Genomic DNA, 22,984 nt, shown 5'->3' on the forward strand with positions numbered 1-22,984 from the left:
CATTCTGGTTTTATAACGACTAAATATCTTGCCAAAATATATAAGGCGATAGATTTTATTTGAATTTAGATAAAAAACGCCGTTTTTTAAATTAAAGGGATCAAATTATTGTTCAGAAAACTGTCCATGTGTCAGGTCGCGCCCTCTTCGTTTGCCGATTGAATGCGCTCCAGCCTTTCAGCAGCCATACGGTTGGTTTCATAGATCTCTACCAGTAATAAAAAATACGAAAACAAAAGCGGCCCGAAAACCAGGCCCAATATGCCAAATAACGGCAAGCCAATAAATACGCCTATTACCGTAATAATAGGGTGGGTGTTTGATACGCGCTTGTTTATCATCATGCGCAATACATTATCAATATTGCCTATAAAAAGCACGCCGTAAAGCAGGAGTAGAATACCCTTGGCAGGATGCCCCTGGGCGTATAAAATAGCCCCTGCGGGGATGGTTAGCGTAGGCGCCCCCACAACAGGTAAAAACGAAATGAAAGCACCTATAACCCCCCAAAAAAGCGGGTCGGGTATGCCGCATATCCAAAAGCCGTTGGCCAGCAGCGCACCTTGCACTACCGCTATAAGCCCCTGCCCCAATACGTTTGAATAGGTAGAATTACGCAGCTCTTCGGCAAATTTTAACGCGTATTGCTCCCGAAAGGGGGCATATTTAAGCAGCCCGGCCTCAAACTGCTTTATCTGTACAAACATAAAGTACATTAAAAAGTAACATACCAGCAGCATCAGCACAATATTAACCACACTGCCAATAAGCGACGGAAACAACTCGGTGGCGTAAGTGCCTAGTTTTTGAACAGTTTCTTCGGCAAAACGGGGTTTTCCTATTGTTCTGCCGGTAAACTCGTCAATTTTAACCAGCCAATCCTGTATCGGGAAGTTCTTGCTGTTCAGCTCGGATATTTTGCCTATTACCATAAAGCTAAGCGCCAAAAACGGCAGCACTATTACTACAAATGAAAACAGGATAATGAGCACGGCAACAAGCGGGCGGTTCCAGCCTTTTTTGTCAACCATATATAAATAAAACGGCCTGAAAATGGTAAAAAGCACAATGGCCCCTAATATGGAAGGAAGAAAATCGCTTAAAGCATAAAATATAAAGCAGCCTAATATAATTATGCTTATCAGTATTATTATGTTGCGCTGTTTATAGTTAAAAATTGACATGCGGTAAAATATATAAGCAAAACAAAAATGCGCCCAAAAGTTTTAGCGCATTTTTATAAATATTTTCCCTGAAACCGTGGTTAAGGTATCTGCTTTATTAAGGCATCAATTTTTGCCGCGCTGGCAGCAATGGTGTCAACACAAAATTTAACGTCTTCGTTGGGGTTGATCACCTCGTGTTTAATAGTATCTAAAGCCAGATGGATGTTTGAAAGCTGGTTCTTTATATCATGTTTAATTAAACGTATAGCCTTCAGGTCAACCCGTTCGTTTTCCATTTATTTTAAATTAATGGCCTTCATTTTATTATAAAGGGTTTTTCGGTCTATCTGCAAAATTTCGGCAGCTTTGGTTTTATTAAAATTCACTTCGCGTAGCACCTTTAGTATAGTTTCGTACTCGGCCTCCAGGGCAGCGTTCTTCAAATCATGGCGCGGCTCTTTAACCGCCTGTTGATCTGCCGACTGCCCCTGCGCCGTATCAATAACAGGCATGCGGTAGTTGGATATCTCTAAAGGTAATGATTTGGTAGTTATCTCGGTACCCTCGCTTATTAAAGCCGCCCTGCGCACTATATTTTTAAGTTCGCGCACATTGCCCGGCCAGCGGTAGTTCATAAAGCACTCCATGGTTTCGGCGGCAAATGTGGTAACATGGCGGCCCAGTTCCTTATTGGCTTCTTCCAGAAAAAACTCTGCCAGTAGTAAAATATCGTTGCCCCGCTCGCGCAGGGGTGGCATGTAGATGCTAAACTCGTTAAAGCGGTGGTAAAGGTCCTCGCGGAAACGGCCTTTCTGTATGCCTTCCTGCAGGTTCTCGTTGGTGGCTACAATAATGCGTACATCCAGATCTATCTCTTTGGTGCTGCCAATTCTTTTTACTTTACGTTCCTGCACGGTTCTTAGCAGCGCGGCCTGTATCTCGTAAGATAGGTTGCCCACTTCATCTAAAAACAAAGTGCCGCCGTTAGCCATTTCAAAGTGACCAATTTTGGTGGCAAAAGCGCCGGTAAAAGATCCCTTTTCGTGCCCGAAAAACTCGCTCGCTGCCAGTTCTTTGGTTAATGATCCGCAGTCCATAGCTATAAAGGGTTGGCTATGGCGATGGCTGTGCAGGTGAATGCTTTTAGCCACTTCCTCTTTACCTGTACCGCTTTCGCCTAAAATAATTACGCTGTAATTGGTTGGGGCAACCAGTTCTATCTGCCTGTAAAGCTCTTTTGATGCCCGGCTGGTGCCCACCACAAAGCCAGACAGGTTTTGCTTTTTATTAGCCTTTGCCACTGCCGGTGTACTACTTTCATCCTCAATTAAGGCATGGTGCGTTTCAATAGCTTTGGTAATGGTATTTAGTATCTCGTCGGGATAAAGAGGTTTGGTGATATAATCATACGCGCCCATCTTTATCAGCTCTACCGCCATTTTTATATCAGAGTAGCCCGTAATAATAATAACCCCTGTTTTTGGATACTGGGTTTTTATTTTTTTCAGCATTTCGCGCCCATCAGTATCTTCCAGCCTGAAATCGCACAAAACAAGATCAAACTCTTCGTTTTTCAGAATTTCCATACCGCTGTTACCGCTTGAAGCTGTGCTTACATCAAACCCGTTGCGGGTTAAAAATTTAGACAGCAATAAGGCAACATTCACTTCATCGTCAATGATGAGTATCTTTTTCATATGGGCTTAGTATTATTAGGCAGATGCACTAAGGGCTTAATTTACACAAAAAACGGAAATATGGTAGAATTAAGCAAGAAAAAACGATTTCGAGATCAATTTACACCCAATTCTGCTTAAACAAAAAAGGGGAGCGCTTTAAAACGCTCCCCTTTGAGGGTAAAAATTACCGGTACTAATTACTTAGTGTCAAAAGCGTAGGCTAAACGCAGACCTAAAAAGTTGATCTTGCTATCTTTAACCAGGCTGTTAAATTTGGTGCTGGCCTCGTAACGGATGCCTGCATCAAGGTAGCTTTTATTGCCTACCGGGAATTGGATACCCACCTGCGGTGCCCAAACAAAAGCGGCTGAGTTATCAAAACCCAGGTCTTTTTTGTTTAGCGCTATGCCTGCACCGGCTTCGCCCTGGATGTAGAAGTTACTTACAGGGAAGAATTTTAAACCAGCTTTAACCGGCAGCAATTGAATATCAGTTGCTGATACTGCGCCAACGGTTTTACCGAAGATGTTGTTGTAACCCGCGTTAACGGTAACAAACAATTGTTGTGCAACCGGGATGTCGGCTTGTACAGATCCGCCCAGGTTCCAGTTGTGCGAATCATTTAGTTTGCCTGTAGGGATTCCGGTTTCCACACCGATAGATAAACGTACGCCATTTGCATTGGTAGATGTAGGGGCGGTTTGTGCTTTTGCGGCGAAGGTAAGACCGGCAAAGGCCACAACTAATGCCGAAATTTTTAATGTACTTTTCATGGTATATAAGATAAATTGTTGTGTGTTTTTTTAAACACGGAGCAAATTAAAGCAACAAATTATATACGATTTATCAGGCAAAAGTCACGAATATTTAATCGATTGATTAACAGAATTTTAATTTTTGACCGAATGGGGATTTTGGTCAGGATTGTGTAAAAATTATTTGAAAACTGCTATTTAATTGAATAGGAATTGGAATACGTTAGCAGATCAGCATAAAAAGACAACGCTAACGCCATAAGAATAAAAAGGAAAAACAAGTGCCCGAATAAATAAAACGCACGATATTTATTATAAGGCTCTTTAGCTGTATAACTTTTAATGGAGTAAAATATGCCTACAGGTGTTATAATATAGAGTGCCAACGTCGGTATCGCCATAAAAAAAGCATCCATTATGCCGCTTGGCCAAATTGCTTTAGCTATTTGAGGATATAAAATTACCCATAGAAAAATATAAGCCGAATACCGGTAAAACCCCTTCGACTTGCTGAAGTACTTAGGTGATATGTAGGCACTTTGATCATTGATAACGGGTTCAGTCATAATTTAAATATAGGGTGATAAGCCTTAAATCGCAAGTTTAACTTCCATTTCCATTTAACCCATATTATCCCCATTTTGCCAGCTAAACCCACCCGCTTGCAGAAGTTATTATATTAGGGGCATGTACAAACCGATTTTTAACATGTTAAACTAAATCAACACAACATGAAAAAGTCAACCGTACTTATTGTTTTAATGCACCTTGTTTACTGGTTCTCGCCACTGGCACGTTTTTATTTTTTAAGTTTACCTACCTCCGGCGCCGGTATTGATTTCGAGATCAGCTATTTCACTTACACCAGCGCATCGCTACTGTCTGTTGTCGTTTTTTATTTGTTTTACTTTTTCCTGTTCCCGCGGTTTTTATACAAACCCCAATTAATAAAATTTACTGCGTGGAGTTTAGTAACTATGGCAGCTGCTGTAGTGCTGGGTTTGGCGTTCGCTTTGGTGTACGTACGCTATTATTATAACCCCGGCGTAGTTAGAAGCATCATTGGCGTTGGCAATATGTCTATGTTATTGGTTAGGGTAGTAAGCGCGGCAACGGCGGCCTGCGTAATGAAGGGCTTTATAACCTGGTTTACAGAGATCCGCTATAAAGAGCAATTAGAAAAGCAAAATGTGGCAACCAACCTTGAACTGCTAAAGGCCAAGATCAACCCACACTTTTTGTTCAATACCTTAAATAATATTGATGTGCTGATAGAGAAAGACGCGGCCACCGCATCGGTCTATCTTAAAAAACTGTCGGATATTTTGCGTTTTACACTGTATGAAAGTCCGTCTGATACGATACCATTAAAGAGGGAACTGGATTATATTTTACAGTATATTGATCTGCAGAAGATCCGCACCAGCAACCCCCATTTTGTAACGGTTGATTTTGGCAATGCTAATCAGGATATGGAGATTGCGCCGATGTTGTTTATGCCATTTATTGAAAATGCCTTTAAGTACAGTACCAATAAAAAAATAGATAACGCTATAGTCATAAGTATAGCGGCAAAAGCAAACACGGTTGTGTTTAACTGCAGCAACGTATATGATGCCAACGAACAAATTACCGGCGAAGGAGGCTTGGGAATGACTATAATGACAGAGCGTTTGCAGTTGCTTTATCCCGGCAATCATCAGTTAGAAATTAACAAAACGGCTGATCGTTTTATAGTAAATTTGACCATAACCCTGCATGATAATTAATTGCATTATAATAGAGGATGAGCCACTGGCTATGGATCGCATTAAAAGCTTTGTGCTTAAGGTGCCTGATCTGAACCTGCTGGCTTGCTTTGATAATGCTGTAGCGGCTATAAGCTTTATAAAAGCCAATAAAGCCGATCTGTTGTTTCTGGATATACAAATGGATGGCTTTACAGGCATACAGCTGTTAGAGGCGCTGCAAAAGCGCCCGGAGGTTATAATTACCACCGCGTTTGACCAATACGCCCTTAAAGGGTTTGACCTGAATGTTACCGACTACTTGCTGAAACCATTTACATTTGAACGTTTTATGCAGGCTGTAACCAAGGTTTACGACAGGCTTTTACCTGCCGAAAGCAGTAAGGAAATAATTTTTGTTAAAACAGAGTATCGCCTGGAGAAGATTGTATTGAATGACATTTTGTTTATTGAAGGCATGCGTGATTATCGCTGCATCAGGCTGCCCGGTAAAAGTATAATGACCCTGCAAACTTTTAGCGACCTGGAGCAGGAACTGCCGGCCGCCAAATTTTGCAGGGTTCATAAATCTTACATCGTGGCGATTGATAAAATAGAACATGTTGAGCGGGACAGGATAAGGATTGGAAACGAAATAATACCTGTATCTGATACGTTTAAGGATGGATTTTATAAACGGATAAGATAGAAATCATGGGTTGTAACAAAATACATTATAACACGGCATATTGATATGAAATTACGCTACGGTGGTTTAGCCTTTTGTTTATTATTGTTTGCTTCGTGTTATTCAAATTATAAAGCGGTAGCTATTGCAAATGCTGATAAGCAACCTGTTGCCTTAAACGCCCGCCTGATTGGTTCAACGGTTAGCTTATTGCCCAAACCACGTGCAGAAGGTTACACCGCATACCTTGAATTTGAAAATAAAAGCGACACAAGCTACCGTATCAGCAACTTACACGTGAGCTTAAAAAATGCTTTTCCGAGATCCGAAACCCCAACCAGAGGAAATGCAGACACTGTGATTGTTTCCCCGGGAGGAAATATCTCGCTGAAATATGATTTTTATGGCAAAAGCCGTTTGTTTCCTCATAAGGTTGCCGTGCAAATAACCGGAGATATTCAACAGGGTAATCAGATGTATACCCTTGCGCAAATGTTCCATTTTAAACGATATATGTATGTTAATGTAGGGGGGATTTAACCTTATTCATTTTCTTAAAGTGTTCCTTTTGCGATGGAGTGGATTGTTTTATAAGTTATTGATATAAAAGCCATTGGTCGAGTTTTAAAGCTAACCTTCCTGACTTATAAGTTGCTTCGCGTTGTTCCGCCTGTTCCGGAGCACCGCCGCCAACAAAAAAAGCCTCCCCGGAATCCGGGAAGGCTTAACTTATATTGCTTTAGGAATTGCTTATGCGCCGCCACCTATATCACCGCTATGCACACCTTCCTCGCGGAATAGCTTAGCGCTTAGGTAGTCATTATTCATGCGGCTGATGTTGGTCAGCGTAATTTCTTTAGGGCATTCTGCTTCGCAGGCGCCGGTGTTGGTACAGTTACCAAAACCTTCTTCGTCCATTTGGGCAACCATGCTTTGCACACGGCTCCAACGCTCTGGCTGGCCCTGTGGCAACAAAGCAAATTGCGATACCTTAGCCGATACAAACAGCATAGCCGAAGCATTTTTACAAGCAGCTACGCAGGCACCGCAACCAATACAGGTAGCAGAGTTAAAGGCCTCGTCGGCAATTACCTTAGGGATGGCTATCTCGTTAGCATCAGGCACGCCACCTGTGTTTACAGATACGTAGCCGCCTGCCTGCTGTATGCGGTCAAAAGCAGAACGGTCAACCGCCAGATCCTTTATAACCGGGAAAGCAGCAGCGCGCCATGGCTCAATAGTAATGGTCTCGCCATCATGAAAGCTGCGCATGTGCAGCTGGCAGGTAGTAATGGCGCGTTTTGGCCCGTGCGGCTGGCCGTTAATATATAAAGAGCACATACCGCAAATACCTTCGCGGCAATCGTGATCAAAATGTATAGGGTCCTCGCCTTTTTTTGTTAAGCTTTCGTTCACCACGTCAAGCATCTCTAAAAATGACATATCAGGCGAAATGTTTTCGGCCTTATAGGTTACCATTTTACCCGAGGTTTTGGCGTTTGCCTGTCTCCACACCTTAAGTGTGAGGTTCATATGATTGTTTTCCATGCTTTGGAATATTTGTATTATTAAACTTGTTGTACTGCTTTATCAACGGGAGCGTGCGCTTGCTTTTTCTCTCCGTAACCAGGGCAATACCTATTCGTATCTTCTAAATAAAAACCTGCATCCAGGTCTATGTCATTCTTTTTATTATTGTTTCCCCATTTAAAGAAGCGCTCAAAAAACGGGAGCATTTTGCTGTTCTTTATACTTTCGTAAAAGTACACCTCGTGCTCCTTCTCCTTTAAGCTCATTTCATATAAAACAGCATCGTGCTCTGTTATATCCAACGCGTTAAAAAGGCGTTTCATCCGCACGTATTCGCATACGTTGCCGCTTTCCAGGTTCCCGGCAAAATAGAAGGGCATAAACCAACCTATTACGTAACAGCTCGCGCTTATTACTTTGCCTATCAGGTAGCTTTTAGCTTCCTGTAGCTTAGAAACCGGCACACCGTATTGCTGCATCATTGCCAGCACTTCGGCACGGTGGTTCCACTCGTCTATTTCAATTTGCCTGATGGCCAATTTCTCATCGGCACTTTTTACTGATCCCGCATGTCCCTGGTAAGCAAAAGCAGCGGCCTTTTCGCCGGAATATGCTTTTTGCAGCAGGTCTATCAATACAGGATCTTTTAACATATCCTTTTAATTAAAACTCACTATTCACAACTCACCAATCGATAATTATAATTTAAAACTATTAAGTCTTGATTCTTGCATCTTGACTCTTGGTTCTTTCTACTTATAACTCCGTTGTGACGGATGCACCGTCTCAAATATCAGTTCTTCTTTATGCAATTCTTCGGGCTGATTTTCGCCTTTAAACTGCCACGCGCCAACAAACAGGAAGTTCTCATCGTCACGCAATGCTTCGCCTTCTTCTGTTTGCGATTCCAGCCTGAAGTGGCCACCGCATGATTCTTTACGCATCAGCGCGTCGTCAACCATCAGTTCGCCCAGTTCAATAAAGTCGGCAACGCGGCCGGCTCTTTCTAATGAGGCATTCATCTCTTCGTTAGCTCCCATTACCAAAGCGTTTTTCCAGAAATCAACCTTAAGCGCGGCTATCAATCCTTTTGCTTTGGTCAGGCCCTCTTCGGTGCGTGCCATACCGCAATACTCCCACATAATGTGGCCAAGGTCGCGGTGGTACTCGTTAACTGTTTTGGTGCCTTTAAGCGCCAGTAGTTTATTTATGCGTTCTATTACTTCCGTCTTAGTTTGCGCAAAAGCAGGATGGTTAGCATCAACCGGTTTTGGACCGATGGTAGCCAGGTAATCGCCTAAAGTGTATGGTATAACAAAGTATCCGTCGGCCAGGCCCTGCATCAACGCCGAAGCTCCTAAACGGTTAGCGCCGTGATCAGAGAAATTACATTCGCCCAAAGCGTATAAGCCCGGTACGGTGGTCATCAGGTTATAATCAACCCAAAGGCCGCCCATGGTATAGTGTACCGCAGGGTAAATACGCATTGGCTGGGTATACGGGTCCTCGTTGGTGATCTGATAGTACATATCAAACAAGTTGCCATATTTGGCAGCTACGGCAGGCTGGCCAAGACGCTTAATAGCATCAGCGAAGTCAAGGAATACGGCAATACCTGATCCACCAACACCACGGTTATCGTCAACCATCTCCTTGGCGTTACGTGATGCCACGTCGCGCGGTACCAGGTTACCGAATGATGGATATTTACGTTCCAGGAAGTAATCCCTGTCTTCTTCTTTAACATCGCTGGCCTTTAACTGGCCCTTGCGCATTTTCTCGGCAGTTTCAACCGTTTTTGGTGCCCAAACACGTCCGTCATTACGTAATGATTCCGACATCAGCGTTAATTTAGACTGATGGTCGCCGGTTACCGGGATACAGGTTGGGTGAATTTGCGTATAGCACGGGTTAGCAAACAAGGCACCGCGTTTGTGCGCGCGCCATGCTGCTGTTACGTTAGAGCCGATAGCGTTGGTTGACAGGTAGAACACGTTACCGTAACCACCTGTACACAACAATACAGCATGACCGGTGTGGGTATCAATTTCGCCTGTTGTTAAATTACGGGTGATGATGCCTTTGGCGTGTCCGTCAATAGTAACCACGTCCAGCATTTCGCTGCGGGTATACATTTTAACTTTACCTTTATGAATCTGGCGGTTAAGCGCAGAGTAAGCGCCTAACAGCAACTGCTGTCCCGTTTGACCACGGGCATAAAACGTCCGTGATACTTGTGAACCACCAAATGAACGATTATCCAGCAAGCCGCCATATTCGCGGGCAAAAGGTACGCCTTGAGCTACGCATTGGTCGATAATATTTACAGAAACCTCGGCCAAACGGTGAACGTTACCTTCTCGTGCGCGGTAGTCGCCACCTTTAATGGTATCATAAAACAAGCGGTAAACACTGTCACCATCGTTCTGATAGTTTTTTGCCGCGTTTATACCACCTTGCGCAGCTATAGAGTGCGCGCGACGCGGACTATCCTGAAAGCAAAAAGCTTTTACATTATAACCCAACTCGCCTAAAGTGGCTGCTGCCGAAGCACCGGCTAAACCTGTACCTACCACAATAACGTCATACTTACGTTTGTTGGCAGGGTTAACCAGCTTTAAGTTAAATTTATGCTTGCCCCATTTTTCGGCCAGTGGGCCGGCAGGGATCTTCGCGTCTAACTTCATATTTTCTTTATTTCTTAATTCTCTATCCTAAAACAATAACCTCTGTCTGCCTATCTGCAGAAAAAATAAACTACTGGCATCAACGCGAAACCAATAGGTATAATAACGGCGAAGAACCACGTACCTATAAACTGAACTACAGGCGTATATTTTCTATGCGTCCAACCCAGGGTTTGAAAAGCGCTCTGGAAACCATGCAGCAGGTGAAACGATACAGCAATCATTGCCAACACATAGAATGCTACATACCACCATTGCTTAAAAGCGATCTCAACGGTTTTGTTAAGGTCTTTGGCAATCATTACCTCGGTAGTGCCTTCTGTGTAAACAGCATATTCGTATTCGCCGGCCGGAAGATCAATAGCAGATATTTGCTTGCCGGTGGTAAGGTCAGTTTTGTATTCTTTATAAGTTACGGTTGAGTTGCCTGCAAAATCATGATAATTAAACCAAAAATCTTTCATGTGTATAACAATGAAAAGCAGCAACACTGACCCCAGCAATCCCATGTTTTTTGATGACCATGACGCAGGTGATTTTGATTGTGAAGCATACGCTATCGGACGAGCCTTGCGGTTCTTCACCGTTAAAACCAAAGCGTAAACAGAGTGAACCGCTATTGACAGGTACAATAAATACGACACTACCTTAATTGGCGGGAAATGCGTCATGAAATGGGCATACGCATTAAATGCCTGTCCGTTATCGTGCTTAAACAACGATAGATTACCGCTAAGGTGTACAATAATAAACGTACACAAAAACAGGCCCGTTAGTGCCATTACCAGTTTTTTACCCAGCGATGAGTTTAGAGTTTGTTTAAATTCACTCATTATGTATCTAAAAATTTTTTGTCAAAAGTATTTATTAAATGCCGAAAGATAGAAAGGCAATCAGGGTTTTACCTATCAAATAGTTATTTAGAATCAATCTAAAAAAATGACGGGGTTTTGACCATGTAACATTTTAAAATCAGCTTTAAAAAATGCATTACTTTAGATAAATTGCCTCCGCTAAACTTTATATATGCGCTACTTTTTTTTCTTTTTAGCTGCCGTTTTTTTATTGACAGGCTGTGGCAACAACACGGTTGAATTTACAGGAACAGTTTTGGGTGCCAACACCGGTAAGGTGATGATAAGCAATTCTGCAAACGAGATAATTTACCAGGGCGAAATAACCAAAGGCAAATTTTATATTAATAAACAGGCCCTGCAATCCGCGGGTTTTTATCAATTGGTATGCTTTGCAGGTAATAGCCAGTCTGCAAAACATGAAATTTACCTTGAACCGGGTGTTTACTATACTATTGATATCGACGCGAGAAGTGCAAATGCATATCCAAAGATAACAAGCACATCAAAAAAGCAGGCTGATCTTTCAGCTTATCAGGATATGCTGAAGGCTGCTAAAGAATCAGCGCGAGCCAAAGTAATGTCGTATGATGCGGAAATGCACAAGCTTGACGACGAGGCATTGACCTTTACCGAACGCGACACCAGAATGCAGCAACTACGCAATAAGCAGTTAGACGCCAACGTGGTTGATATGGTTGCTTTATTTAATGCTTTTGTAAAGCAGCATGCTGATAGTGAAATTACGCCTCATTTGATGTTGAACACCGAGTACCAGTTAAACCCGGTTGGTTATAACGAGGTTTTTAAGAAGCTTAGCAGCGCTGCAAAAAGTACCGATGAGGGAAAACAGTTAGAAGAAAAATTGAACCAGCTTACCCGTTTAGCCGCTGGTGGAGAGGCCCCCGAAATTGAGGGCACTACACCCGACGGAAAAACGGTAGACCTGAAGGCGCTTAATAAAAAGGTTATTATAGTTGATTTTTGGCGGGCACTCAATTCGCAAAGTTTGCGGGACCATATAGAAATGGCAACAAACCTGCTGCCTAAGTATAAAGGCAAGGGCCTTGATGTTGTAAGTGTATCGTTTGATGATAACCGTGTTAAATGGCTGGCCTATATTGCCAAAAGCAACATGACCTGGACGCAAGTTTCTGATCTGAAAGGTGACGCATCGCCCAATGGTGAAAATTGGGCTATTACAAAAATACCTACTTACTATTTGTTGGAAGGCAACGGCCGCATAATTAAACGTTGTACAGACTACTATGAGCTTGAAGTAGCTGTTAACGATTATATGGCGAAGCATTGACAGCAACGCATTTTAAGCTAACACGGTATCACCTTATCTTTCAGCACCGCAAATATTTTGTCGGTTTTACAGGTTTGTACGGCTACGCGGCCTGTAAATTTGCCGAACGAGGGCAGTATAGCCTGTTTACTGCCAAATGCGAAGCAGGGTAATGTGATGCTTTGCCGGCCTTTTCCGGTTAAATTAATGCCGGGATGAATGTGGCCACAGAAAGCATATTGCTCAACTAATTGCAGATCGGCTTCGGTTAGCGGGTGATGCAGCATTAAAAATGGCCCCATTATCATTTGTTTATGCAGGGCGATATTTAACTGATCATAATACTTATCCGCAATAATATCATGATTACCTCTTACCAGATCAATTATAAGTTGGGGGAACTGTTGCCGCCACATAGCAAACCATTCCCAGTCGGCGTTGATATCGCTGTGGAACAGATCGCCTAAAAAAATAATACGGTTGGGTTTAAACTCGTTCACCAGGTCTGATAGCGTAGCCAGATCATTTTGTTCCATATCGCGCGGAACGGCTATTCCGGCTTTTCTGAAATGCCCGGTTTTACCCAAATGTACATCGGCCACCAACAGCGTTTGTTGCTGCTGCCAGTAAATAGCTTTTTGGGGTAGTAATAACAGATCCTGATCAAGTAATTTAAATGATGCACCCGCGCTTATCGTCATCCGGCAAAAATAATAAATTGGATGTAATCTGTTTTGCGGCGTTGATGGGTGATGACAGTTTTTGAGGCATAAAAAAAGGGTCGGAAAACTCTCGCAGTTTTACGACCCTACATCTACCTATGAAAAACAGCCCTTTGGGTGGGCCTATGGCTTTACGTCATCCAAAAAAAATGCCAAGAGTATTTTATGCGTTTTTGGGTCAAAATACAACTACAGGGTGTGGAAATATTTTACTAACAGGAAAATACTTCCCCTAATTGGGTAATTTTTGCCATAATTCCCCGCGCTTTTATTTAACTATTACTAAATGTCGTCAATGGGGTGTGATGAGAGGCGATATAGCACCGCTATAATAATTGCCACTAAGCAAAATAATTGTGAAACCTTTCGCATCAAACTATTGTTAGAAGAAATATGGAGTACAATGTGTATTTATTAGCTACCGACCCGAAAAATCCTTGCAGAGACGTAATACACTCAAGAGATACCGGTTTAAAGATCAGGGTTTACTGTTTGGATAGCGATAAAATAAGCGCGGATCCGAACGAAATACAGCTTTTTGGCTATGCCCATAATAAACTTTACGCTTTTGAGACCATTGACATAACCGCCGAGGATGCGCTGGATGTAGTAGGCGCGATACAATGGTACGCGGAATATATTAACTACCCCGAAATGGAAATTTTACCCGAAGACCCGCGTCCGGGCCATAGCAATGATATTGCCATGTAACCATAAACAGCCATTTTCCAGGCTAGCCGAACTGTAAATAACACTATATGAGGGTGATAAAATAAAGTGAAAATTATTTTTGCAGAGTTGTTTGCGAATTCTATATTTGCAGTCCCAAAACAAGGGAGTTTAGCTCAGCTGGTTCAGAGCATCTGCCTTACAAGCAGAGGGTCACTGGTTCGAACCCAGTAACTCCCACTTAAAAGAAAAGTCCGACAGAAATGTTGGACTTTTTTGTTTACACGTTTTTTGCTGGTTTAGTGCATCCCGATTACATCGGGAGAGTCACTATCGTCGCAGCCGCAATCGTCATAAGGTGTTAAACAATGGCATCCCATTAAATTTTCGCCCCCATTTTCATGGAAAACCCAATAATTTTTAGGCTCCCAATTTTCAAATTTGTTAGTTCCCATGGTTATATTTTTTAGAAAACAAGTTAAGATAAAGGGTGCCCGGAACGAGATTCGAACTCGTATAGCCGAGGAGGGACTCGAACTATCTTCGGGCACATCAATAATAACTTCATTTTTTTAAAAACAATTCTCACCTGCGCAAATACTAAAGGTTTTTTTTATTACGCCTAACTTTCATATCCTTTCAAAGTGTGTTCGCAAAGCCCTTTTAATCTGTACGAACAACACGAATTAAAAAATATTTTCAAAAAATTATCCTAATATTTGCTTCGTACGAAAATGTTCCTACCTTTGATCTATTCGATATTATGGAAGATCAAAACAAGAGGGTGGAACCCACCAAATCTGAACTGGAAATATTGCAGGTGCTATGGGAAAAAGGCCCGCTGACCGTTCGCGCGGTTAATGACGAGTTGCTTAAGCAGAAGGATGTAAACTATACTACTACCTTGAAGCTAATGCAGATCATGGCTGAAAAGCGCATCCTAAAACGCGATGAGAGCCAGATGAAACACATCTATCACGTAATAGAAGCAGAACACAAAACCAAAGATCACCTGCTGGACAGATTTATCGACTCGGTGTATCAAGGGTCGGCAGGCAAACTGGTTATGCAGCTGTTAGGCAACAAAAAAGCGTCAAAGGAAGACCTTGATAGTATCCGTCAAATGTTGGATAAATTAGAAAATAAATAAACACTTACCTAAACCTGATAAATTATGTTAGCCTCTGTAATTACCCCCGCCTTACTTGATAAAATAATGATGGCGCTAAGTACCACATTGCTGTATTCATTAGTTTTGGGCATTGTATTGGCCGCGTTTGCGGCGCTGGTAATTTTGCTTACCCGAAAGACAAGTTCGGCCACGCGTTACAATTTACTGGTAGGCCTGTTGGTATTGTTTAACATTGCATCCGCAGTAATATTTGGACGAGAGTTTAGCAATATTCACCGGTCGGCCGTTGCTTTATCTACAGGTAATTTTACGGGCAGTATTTACCCGGCGACAACGGTGGTTACATCGCCACTGCAGGTACAGCACAATTATCTAACAGATGTTTCTGCCTACGTCGCCAACCATCATGATACTATAGTACTCATCTGGTTTCTTATCATTTGCATTAAGGCTATTCAAATGGGGGTGGGTTTACAGGATGTTTACCGTTTAAAGCGTAGAGATACTCACCAGGCAACAGAACAGTGGAACACAACTGTACAGCAAATGGCGCGGCGCCTGGGCATAACACAAAAAGTTGAACTACTGGAATCGGGCGCGGCAAAAGTTCCTATGGTAATTGGCAATTTAAATCCGGTTATACTGATGCCGATAGGGCTGTTAACCGCTTTAAGCACTGCTGAGGTGGAAGCCATATTAATGCATGAACTGGCGCATATCTCCCGTCGCGATTATTTGGTTAACCTGCTGCAAAGCTTTGTAGAGATAATTTTCTTTTTTAACCCTGCTGTATTGTGGGTATCACATTTAATTAAAATTGAGCGCGAAAACTGTTGCGACGATATTGCGCTAACCAACGGCACCGGCAAACATAATTATATACAGGCACTGGTAAGTTGCGAAGAATACCGGCAAGCTAAACCTGCTTATGCGGTAGCTTTATCGGGCCAAAAAGACAGTTTAATGAGCCGGGTAAAACGTATGGTAAACAACAGTAACCATAGCCTCAATACATTTGAAAAGACCTTGCTCACTATCTGTGTTGTTATAATTGGCTTGTGCCTGTCGGCTTTTGAACAAAAAGAAACTATTAAGAATACCATTAAGCAGGTAGTTAATACTATTACACAAAGGGATGAGAGCAAAAATAATGTTGCTGAAAGGGTGGCTCCTGCTCCAATCAGGTTAAAACAAAAGCCCGCGCAGATAGATACCATCCCTAATAACACCAATAAGCAAGTCCCTTTTGATGAGGCAGCGTGGTTTAGACGGGTAGATTCACTTAAGAAAAGTATTACAACAGGCGGAGTAATTGTCAACGAAACGAGTACAGTAAGTGTTTCGGTAACCAATTCACCCAAAACGAACACAAATGCGCTAACAAGGTTGGATTCTGCAAACAGCTCTGCTCCACTAACACCACCAGCTACAACCGTTAATGCAAATACACCAAAAGCCACCGGCCCTATCTGGGAAGAGATGGTAAAGGATGGTTTAATGCAAGAGGGCAAACCCGTACCCTTTAGTATTAACGAAAAGATATTTGTGGTAAATGGGAAGGTACAATCTGAAGCCCTGGCTCAGAAATACCGGGCACTATTTAAAAAGGATATTCCAAAATTTGATAGAACGCAGCAGCGGGAAACCATAAACCAAATTATTTTGGAAATGGCAAAAGATAAACTTTACACAAAGGGCGAAGACAGTTTTTCTTTTACGCTAAATAATGATGAGTTTATAGTAAACGGCAAAAAGCAACCCGACGAAGTTTTCCAAAAATATTTTAATGACTTTTTAAAAAATGCACCGGGTGGTCAAAGTGGCTGGAACTACAGTTCTGTCAGAACCCAGTAATTACCGTAGAAAGAAGCCCTACGGCAGCGTAGGACTTCTTTTTTCACATTATTTCAACTCAACCACCACTTCTCCGCTGCTCAATCCTGCAGCATCAACCTTTAATTTAATACTTCCCTTTTTGTTGTTTGCTAATGGCCGTAATATTGCCAGTGCCTGGCCCCGGTAAGTTTTGCAGATGGGGCTGTTTACGCTTTCCATATCGTTAGGAGATGCGCTGCCTGATCCTGCTATTTCCCCATCGCCAGAAATGGTGAGTTTTACCGGGATGGTTGCATCAGGTATAATATTACCCTGCGCATCTGTAATAACGATCTTAACGTACGACAGATCATTGCGGTTAGCCTTAATGCTCTTTCTATCTGCAATAAGCTTGATCCTGGCGGGAGTCCTGGTAGTTGTAAGCAGCCTCGACTCCATCTCCTTTCCATCTTTAATACCTATCGCTTTGAGTGTGCCCGGCTGATAAGGCACTTTAAATGTCGCTATCAGTTTGGTGTCGTCACCTGCTTTTTGCTCAGCTATAACCTTTCCGTTTAACTCCAGGCGTACCAGCGGATAGCGTGTAAATACCCGTACATCCATGGTTTTTCCTTCGTTACCGGCCCAGTTCCAGCTTTGCCATTCATCCGGCCAGCCCCACTGGCTAACAATTTCTCTTTTCCCTTCGGGGACAGGAGCATGCACGGCCATTTCTAACTGGCTGTTTCGCCATATTACGTCCCTGTAAAGCATTTGGGTCTTTTTGGTTCCGGTGATGTCAATATCACCGCAAAAGCCGTTAAACCACGGGAACGGCCTTAAAATGCCTCTTACGGTTTCATCGTTCAGCCTGCTGTTGCCCAATCCTGTTTCGCCAAAATAGTCCATCGCTGTCCAAACAAAATCACCTATTATATAAGGGTTTTTCTCCACTAAGTTCCAGTAATCATAAGCTTCTTTAGGATATGATTCTGTACCCATCATCACCCTTTGCGGAAATTTCTGATGGTCGGCCTCGTACTCTTTCCACATATAGTTATACCCGCCAACGTCAAGCATGGCAAATGCCGGAATAGTACTTTCCCACTTATAACCCGGATGATCCCAAAAGCTACAAATGGCTTCGGTAACAGGCCGGGTGTTATCCAAACGCTTTACCTCTGCAACCAGTTCTTTCTCAATAGCCAGGCCCAGCGAGTCTACACGTTCATTGATCTCGTTGCCTATGCTCCAGAAAATTACCGAAGGGTGGTTCCTGTCGCGGTGAATTAATGCTTTCAGATCCTTTTTCCACCACTCTTTAAAATACAGGTGATAATCCTGTGGGTTTTTGGGCCGCTCCCACATATCAAAGGCTTCATCAATAACCAATATGCCATTTCTGTCGCAGGCATCTAAAAACTGTTTAGATGGCGGGTTATGGCTGGTGCGGATAGCATTGAAGCCATTAGCCCTCATCAGCTCAACGCGGCGCTCTTCGGCACGGTCAATAGTAGTAGAGCCTAAAAAGCCATTGTCATGATGCAGACAGCCGCCTTTTAACAGCACCCTTTTGCCGTTTAACGTAAAACCTGTGGCAGCATCAAAATGAATGGTACGTATGCCAAATGCAGTGGTGCTTTTATCCAATGTTTTGCCGTTGCGGATAACTTCAACACTGGCGGTATACAGATCCGGCTTTTCAACCGACCACGCTTTTGGCTTATTAACGATGATTAATTGATCTGTCTGTTTTCCGGCAGTAACAGGAACGGTTGCAGTTTGAGCAACTTTACCATCCGGACCGATAAGTTTAATTAAAAGTTGGAGTGCAGAAGTTTTAGCTGCACTTTCTACAATGGCCGAAACTTTAACCTTAGCCTGATTGGCTGACAGGCTTTCTGTATTTACCCAAACCCCGTTTTGTGCCAGGTGCACAGGCTGCTTCCTGATCAGATAAACGTGCCTGTAGATACCTGAGCCACTATACCAGCGCGAATTTCTGCCTTCGTTGGGCACTTTTACAGCTATTAGGTTGGGTTGCCCGGCCGGTTTCAGCGCAGCACTGATATCCACATCAAATGGGGTATAACCGTATGGCTGTTTGGCTAATAATTTCCCGTTTACATATACTTCACAATTCATGTATACACCATCAAAGTTGATGATGGTTTGTGTGTAAGGCTCACCGGCTTTTAGGGTAAACGTTTTTCTGTACCACGCTGTGCCCCCCATAACGTAGCCGGTAGCTGTATTGCCGGGACTTTGTTTAGAAAAGGGCCCAACTATTTCGCCGGGTTTTTGATCAGGTAAGTTTTCAATGCTCCAATCATGCGGCAGGTCAATATTTCTCCACGTTGCATCGTTAAAGGCATTTGCTTCTGCGCCGTTTACGTCTCCCCTATAAAATTTCCAGTTTGCGTCAAAAAGCGATTCATTTCTTGCATTTTGCGCATTGGTGCTTAAATTTATAAAAACAAAGCAAAGAGTTATAAGCAATATAACGTTAGGTTTCATAACAGATTGGTTGTTATTGGGTATTCAATTATACTGTTTTTTTGACAATCTATTAAGACTTAGCAAGAAAAATTACATCGATGTAGTATATTTAATGGTATAAGATAAAATGATGAAGGAGGGCAAATCAATCAGGCCGGAGTGGGTGCCGCAAGCTTATCAAGAAGCTCAACATAATGAAGCAGTAATAATTCCCGCTATAGAAACATTCAGTTACCGTCGTGAAGGAGAAAAGGAGTATTGGTTTGCCTTATCTGAAACTATTGTGGCTACGAACAAAGTTGAGCTTAGTTTAATTACTCAGAATAAACGGGCACCTACCAGTAATCAAATAATGCGTCTTGAAGAAGTTCTTAAAGGACTCGGTGAATATGAAGATGCTTTGTATACTCATTTAAAAGACGCGCATGACGAACTGTCTTTGGTGGACCTTAAAAAAATGTACTTATTAGTTGCAATAGAAATTAAGATTAATGCCGACGAATTGTGGTTTACCCTTGAGCCTATGCATAATATCCTTTCTACATATGATCAATTTAAACGTTTTACAGTAATTGGAAAAGAGGTTGTTTGGAGTAACCTAAAATAAAAATGTGCAGATGCTTTTCAAAACATCTGCACATCTGCATATCCTCTCATCCGCACATCTACAGCTTAATCTCTTCGTCTTTTGATGAGAAAAAATGAAACTCAGTTATCTGGTATGCCGGGTTGCTTTTAACTTTTATCCACTGGTGATATTTAAAGTACCACTTACGCTGTATATTGAATAATCCCTTTTTAATATATGCCTCTATATACGGGTGTACACAAAGGGTTATGCCGCGCTCGTTTTGCTCAAGCAATATGTAGTTAAAATTATTCTCAATATCGTCTATCAGCAATACAGTTGGGCGTATGGTGCCGGTGCCGTGGCAGGCCGGGCAAACCTCGCTGGTTACGATATTCATTTCGGGCCTTACCCGCTGGCGGGTAATTTGCACCAGGCCAAATTTGCTTGGCGGTAAAATGGTGTGCTTGGCCCTGTCGTGCGCCATTTCTGCGCGCAGGTAGTCAAACAACTCCTTGCGGTTGGTAGGCTTGTGCATGTCAATAAAATCGATCACCACAATGCCGCCCATATCGCGCAGGCGCAGTTGCCTTGCAATTTCCTTAGCAGCTTCTTTATTCACCTGGAAGGCGTTCTCTTCCTGGTTTTCTTTGCTTGCTGTGCGGTTGCCGCTATTAACGTCAATAACGTGCAACGCTTCGGTATGTTCAATAACCAGGTAGGCGCCGCCTGCCAGGTTAACGGTTTTACCAAACGCTCCTTTTATTTGCTTGTCAATACCGTAATGTTCAAATATCGGTTCTTTGTGCTTGTGCAGCTTAACGATACTTTCCAGATCCGGAGAGATGTCTCGTATATACGATTTCACCTCTTCAAACAAACTTGGGTCGTTTAAATAAATATTCTGAAAATCAGGGTTTAATATATCCCTTAAAATTGTTGAGGTACGGCCAATTTCGCCCAATACCTTCTTCCCCGGCTCTACCGTTGGCAGGCGCGTAACAAAGGCTTCCCACTTTGATATCAGATCAAGCAGGTCTTTTTGCATTTCGCTTACACCTTTCCCTTCGGATACGGTGCGGATAATAACCCCAAAGTTTTTGGGTTTAATGCTTTCCACTATCTTGCGCAGGCGTGTGCGTTCTGTGTTGCTCTTTATCTTTTTTGATATGGATATCACATCAGAAAAAGGCACCAGTACAACGTAACGGCCTGCAATTGACAAATCTGAGCTTAAACGCGGGCCCTTGGTAGATATAGGTTCCTTGGCTATCTGCACCGGAACAAGCTGATTTTTTACCAATACTTCAGAGATCTTTCCTCCCTTACTTATATCGTCATCAAGCTTTAAACTATCTAACAATTTAGATTTGTAGCTGCCGCCACGCACCTGCTTGGTCAGTTTAAGCAGGCTTTGCACCTGCGGACCAAGGTCTAGATAATGCAGAAAGGCATCTTTCTCGTAGCCAACATCAACAAAAGCGGCATTTAGCCCGGGCATTAGCTTTTTAATGCGCCCGAGGTAAATATCGCCAACAGTATAATTGTTGCTTATTTGTTCTTTATGAAGCTCTACGAGTTGTTTATCCTGTAATAATGCAATGGTAGCCCCGTTGGGGGATGAATCGATAATTAATTCTTTTATCAACTGCTACTCCATTTCTTATAGCCTGTTTTGAGCAAGGCTCAAAAGGCATATTAATTTGAGGGTAAAAAACAATAAATGCTATCTGCTTTGGCTATAAAGCAAACAAAATAGGGGGCTTAAAAGCCCCTTATCTTATTTCTTTTTGTGCCTGTTTTTTCTTAAACGCTTTTTGCGTTTGTGCGTAGCCATTTTATGTCTTTTACGTTTTTTACCGCTTGGCATAATAATAATTTTTTAATGTGTTTAACTTAATTTTGTAATTCCTTTATATACTGGTCAATGCGCTGAGTAAATGTTGGGTCAGGCATTAATTCCTTGCATTTTTGGTAAGCCGCAATAGCTTCCTGTTTTTTGCCGATTTGCTTGCAGCTTTCGGCTAAATAAAAATAAGCTTCAAAGTCAGGCTTAATAGCTATCAGCGTTTTAAAGCGTGCAACAGCCTTATCATACTGGCCCGATTTCATTGAAAACAAACCCAGGTTCATGTTAGCCGCCACGTTGTTAGGGTCCTTATCAACTACCTCGCGCAATAGGGCAATACCCTGCATTGGCGATGCGCCACCGTTTACATAAGCCACACCCAAACCTGTTTTTGCATCAAGGCTTGATGGGTTAATTTTGGTAGCATTTTGAAAAGCCTCAACAGCGTTGGCAACAAATGTAGGCGCAGCAGCCGTGTCTGACGACATTTTGTAAGCGTCGTTAAACCGGGTACCGGCGTTCATCCATTGACCGAAAGTGTTTTCTTTACGCGCAGCCGCCAAATAATAAAACGCCGCAGGCGCAGGCTGATTCACATCGTCCCAGGTTTTTGCCAGTTGTTTTTCAAGATCTGTTTTTTCAGCATCAGCTGATGCTTTTTGAAGCTTTGCTTCCAGATCATTGATCTTTACCGACAAACCTTCGCCTATAGCAGCTTTTGCAGTGGCAGAAACGGTTTCAACCGTAACATTTGCTGCCGGGGCAACACCTGCATTGGCGCTCTTAGGGGTATCATGGCTGCTATCAGCCTTGGTTAAAGCCTTTAGGGGTTGAACGTACAAATAGCCCATAACAACCAAAATGGCGGCGGCAAATGCTATTTGTTTTGTTTTCATCCTTTAAAATTGATTGCTTATTTAGAAGCTTTGTTGCCGGTTTTAACTTTCTCAACAAAGGTTTTTGCTGGCTTAAAGCTTGGAACAAAATGCTCCGGGATAATGATGGCGGTATTTTTTGAAATGTTACGCGCTGTTTTCTTTGCTCTTTTTTTGATAACAAAACTACCGAACCCTCTAACATAAACGTTCTCACCGCTTACCATTGAGTTTTTCACTACTTTGAAAAACGCCTCAACTGTTTCCTGAACGTCAACTTTTTCTATACCTGTTTTAGAAGAGATCTCGGTAATAATTTCTGCTTTAGTCATGTTTTTATTTTACTTTAATATATTATTACTTAACTGATTTGGGGTTGCAAAAGTATCTCTTTATTGGCAAAGTTTGAAATAAATAGCGCTTTTTTTTTCCCAGGGTACCTAATACACATATATATATTACAAATGCCACACAATTA

Annotated in this window: 22 protein-coding genes and 1 tRNA gene; 9 read left to right on the plus strand and 14 right to left on the minus strand. The window is 42.4% G+C overall.

Going from position 1 to position 22,984, the window contains the following annotated elements:
• Positions 1-131: 131 nt before the first annotated feature.
• The 5 genes from ACFQZS_RS15895 to ACFQZS_RS15915 all read right to left on the minus strand — a co-directional run bounded on the left by ACFQZS_RS15895 (position 132) and on the right by ACFQZS_RS15915 (position 4,166).
• Positions 132-1,184 carry an AI-2E family transporter gene (locus ACFQZS_RS15895; RefSeq protein WP_377101919.1) on the minus strand — a complete coding sequence of 351 codons (1,053 nt, stop codon included), beginning with the start codon at positions 1,182-1,184 and terminating at the stop codon, positions 132-134.
• Between the two features lie 80 nt (positions 1,185-1,264).
• Positions 1,265-1,462, minus strand: coding sequence for a hypothetical protein (locus ACFQZS_RS15900; RefSeq protein WP_377101920.1), 198 nt, complete (start codon positions 1,460-1,462; stop codon positions 1,265-1,267).
• On the minus strand, positions 1,463-2,863 hold the full coding sequence (locus ACFQZS_RS15905; protein ID WP_377101921.1) for a sigma-54-dependent transcriptional regulator: 1,401 nt from the start codon (positions 2,861-2,863) through the stop codon (positions 1,463-1,465). It lies immediately after the preceding gene.
• 179 nt (positions 2,864-3,042) lie between these two features.
• On the minus strand, positions 3,043-3,618 hold the full coding sequence (locus ACFQZS_RS15910; RefSeq protein ID WP_377101922.1) for an outer membrane beta-barrel protein: 576 nt from the start codon (positions 3,616-3,618) through the stop codon (positions 3,043-3,045).
• Positions 3,619-3,794: 176 nt separating this feature from the next.
• The gene (locus ACFQZS_RS15915) at positions 3,795-4,166 is read right to left on the minus strand and encodes a hypothetical protein (RefSeq protein WP_377101923.1); all 372 of its coding nucleotides are present in this window, start codon (positions 4,164-4,166) and stop codon (positions 3,795-3,797) included.
• 165 nt (positions 4,167-4,331) lie between these two features.
• Between ACFQZS_RS15915 and ACFQZS_RS15920 the strand changes: the two genes are divergently transcribed.
• From ACFQZS_RS15920 to ACFQZS_RS15930, 3 genes are read left to right on the plus strand one after another with little or no spacing between them, the layout of a single operon-like run.
• Positions 4,332-5,369 carry a sensor histidine kinase gene (locus ACFQZS_RS15920; protein WP_377101924.1) on the plus strand — a complete coding sequence of 346 codons (1,038 nt, stop codon included), beginning with the start codon at positions 4,332-4,334 and terminating at the stop codon, positions 5,367-5,369.
• Positions 5,359-6,036, plus strand: coding sequence for a LytR/AlgR family response regulator transcription factor (locus ACFQZS_RS15925; protein ID WP_377101925.1), 678 nt, complete (start codon positions 5,359-5,361; stop codon positions 6,034-6,036). Before ACFQZS_RS15920 ends, ACFQZS_RS15925 begins: the two co-directional genes overlap by 11 nt.
• 45 nt (positions 6,037-6,081) lie before the next feature.
• Positions 6,082-6,555: a hypothetical protein gene (locus ACFQZS_RS15930; protein ID WP_377101926.1), complete on the plus strand. Its 474-nt coding sequence runs from the start codon at positions 6,082-6,084 to the stop codon at positions 6,553-6,555.
• Positions 6,556-6,765: 210 nt separating this feature from the next.
• On the opposite strand, the gene ACFQZS_RS15935 is transcribed toward ACFQZS_RS15930, so the two are convergent.
• The 4 genes from ACFQZS_RS15935 to ACFQZS_RS15950 all read right to left on the minus strand — a co-directional run bounded on the left by ACFQZS_RS15935 (position 6,766) and on the right by ACFQZS_RS15950 (position 11,065).
• The gene (locus ACFQZS_RS15935) at positions 6,766-7,563 is read right to left on the minus strand and encodes a succinate dehydrogenase/fumarate reductase iron-sulfur subunit (RefSeq protein WP_377101928.1); all 798 of its coding nucleotides are present in this window, start codon (positions 7,561-7,563) and stop codon (positions 6,766-6,768) included.
• Between the two features lie 20 nt (positions 7,564-7,583).
• Positions 7,584-8,198 (minus strand): ferritin-like domain-containing protein, encoded by a 615-nt coding sequence (locus tag ACFQZS_RS15940; RefSeq protein WP_377101929.1) that lies wholly within the window; start codon positions 8,196-8,198, stop codon positions 7,584-7,586.
• A 99-nt stretch (positions 8,199-8,297) separates the two neighbouring features.
• Positions 8,298-10,232, minus strand: a complete 1,935-nt coding sequence (locus ACFQZS_RS15945; RefSeq protein ID WP_377101930.1) for a fumarate reductase/succinate dehydrogenase flavoprotein subunit — start codon at positions 10,230-10,232, stop codon at positions 8,298-8,300.
• 50 nt (positions 10,233-10,282) lie between these two features.
• Complete coding sequence (locus ACFQZS_RS15950) at positions 10,283-11,065, minus strand: succinate dehydrogenase cytochrome b subunit (RefSeq protein ID WP_377101931.1); 783 nt, start codon at positions 11,063-11,065, stop codon at positions 10,283-10,285.
• Between the two features lie 193 nt (positions 11,066-11,258).
• Between ACFQZS_RS15950 and ACFQZS_RS15955 the strand changes: the two genes are divergently transcribed.
• Positions 11,259-12,398: a TlpA family protein disulfide reductase gene (locus tag ACFQZS_RS15955; RefSeq protein ID WP_377101932.1), complete on the plus strand. Its 1,140-nt coding sequence runs from the start codon at positions 11,259-11,261 to the stop codon at positions 12,396-12,398.
• A gap of 17 nt (positions 12,399-12,415) precedes the next feature.
• Here the strand turns inward: ACFQZS_RS15955 and pdeM are convergent, their stop codons facing one another.
• Entirely contained in the window at positions 12,416-13,078 is a 663-nt protein-coding gene (gene pdeM, locus ACFQZS_RS15960) for a ligase-associated DNA damage response endonuclease PdeM (protein WP_377101933.1), read from the minus strand.
• Positions 13,079-13,492: 414 nt separating this feature from the next.
• Here pdeM and ACFQZS_RS15965 point away from each other — a divergent pair, with 414 nt between their 5' ends.
• The 4 genes from ACFQZS_RS15965 (at position 13,493) to ACFQZS_RS15980 (ending at position 16,754) form a co-directional block, all read left to right on the plus strand.
• A complete protein-coding gene (locus ACFQZS_RS15965) occupies positions 13,493-13,810 on the plus strand; it encodes a hypothetical protein (protein ID WP_377101934.1) in 318 nt (105 codons plus the stop codon).
• Between the two features lie 123 nt (positions 13,811-13,933).
• A tRNA-Val gene (locus tag ACFQZS_RS15970) sits at positions 13,934-14,008 on the plus strand.
• A gap of 523 nt (positions 14,009-14,531) precedes the next feature.
• Positions 14,532-14,918, plus strand: a complete 387-nt coding sequence (locus ACFQZS_RS15975; RefSeq protein WP_377101935.1) for a BlaI/MecI/CopY family transcriptional regulator — start codon at positions 14,532-14,534, stop codon at positions 14,916-14,918.
• A gap of 24 nt (positions 14,919-14,942) precedes the next feature.
• On the plus strand, positions 14,943-16,754 hold the full coding sequence (locus tag ACFQZS_RS15980; RefSeq protein ID WP_377101936.1) for a M56 family metallopeptidase: 1,812 nt from the start codon (positions 14,943-14,945) through the stop codon (positions 16,752-16,754).
• 48 nt (positions 16,755-16,802) lie between these two features.
• Here the strand turns inward: ACFQZS_RS15980 and ACFQZS_RS15985 are convergent, their stop codons facing one another.
• A complete protein-coding gene (locus ACFQZS_RS15985) occupies positions 16,803-19,232 on the minus strand; it encodes a glycoside hydrolase family 2 TIM barrel-domain containing protein (protein ID WP_377101937.1) in 2,430 nt (809 codons plus the stop codon).
• Positions 19,233-19,341: 109 nt separating this feature from the next.
• Here ACFQZS_RS15985 and ACFQZS_RS15990 point away from each other — a divergent pair, with 109 nt between their 5' ends.
• Positions 19,342-19,821, plus strand: coding sequence for a hypothetical protein (locus tag ACFQZS_RS15990; protein WP_377101938.1), 480 nt, complete (start codon positions 19,342-19,344; stop codon positions 19,819-19,821).
• 58 nt (positions 19,822-19,879) lie between these two features.
• Here the strand turns inward: ACFQZS_RS15990 and ACFQZS_RS15995 are convergent, their stop codons facing one another.
• The 3 genes from ACFQZS_RS15995 to ACFQZS_RS16005 all read right to left on the minus strand — a co-directional run bounded on the left by ACFQZS_RS15995 (position 19,880) and on the right by ACFQZS_RS16005 (position 22,838).
• Positions 19,880-21,430 carry an Rne/Rng family ribonuclease gene (locus ACFQZS_RS15995; RefSeq protein ID WP_377101939.1) on the minus strand — a complete coding sequence of 517 codons (1,551 nt, stop codon included), beginning with the start codon at positions 21,428-21,430 and terminating at the stop codon, positions 19,880-19,882.
• Positions 21,431-21,678: 248 nt separating this feature from the next.
• The gene (locus ACFQZS_RS16000) at positions 21,679-22,527 is read right to left on the minus strand and encodes a tetratricopeptide repeat protein (RefSeq protein WP_377101940.1); all 849 of its coding nucleotides are present in this window, start codon (positions 22,525-22,527) and stop codon (positions 21,679-21,681) included.
• Positions 22,528-22,544: 17 nt separating this feature from the next.
• The gene (locus ACFQZS_RS16005) at positions 22,545-22,838 is read right to left on the minus strand and encodes an HU family DNA-binding protein (RefSeq protein ID WP_100342764.1); all 294 of its coding nucleotides are present in this window, start codon (positions 22,836-22,838) and stop codon (positions 22,545-22,547) included.
• Positions 22,839-22,984 lie beyond the last annotated feature (146 nt).

This window comes from Mucilaginibacter calamicampi, from assembly GCF_042676765.1.
Taxonomy (GTDB): Bacteria; Bacteroidota; Bacteroidia; order Sphingobacteriales; family Sphingobacteriaceae; genus Mucilaginibacter; species Mucilaginibacter calamicampi.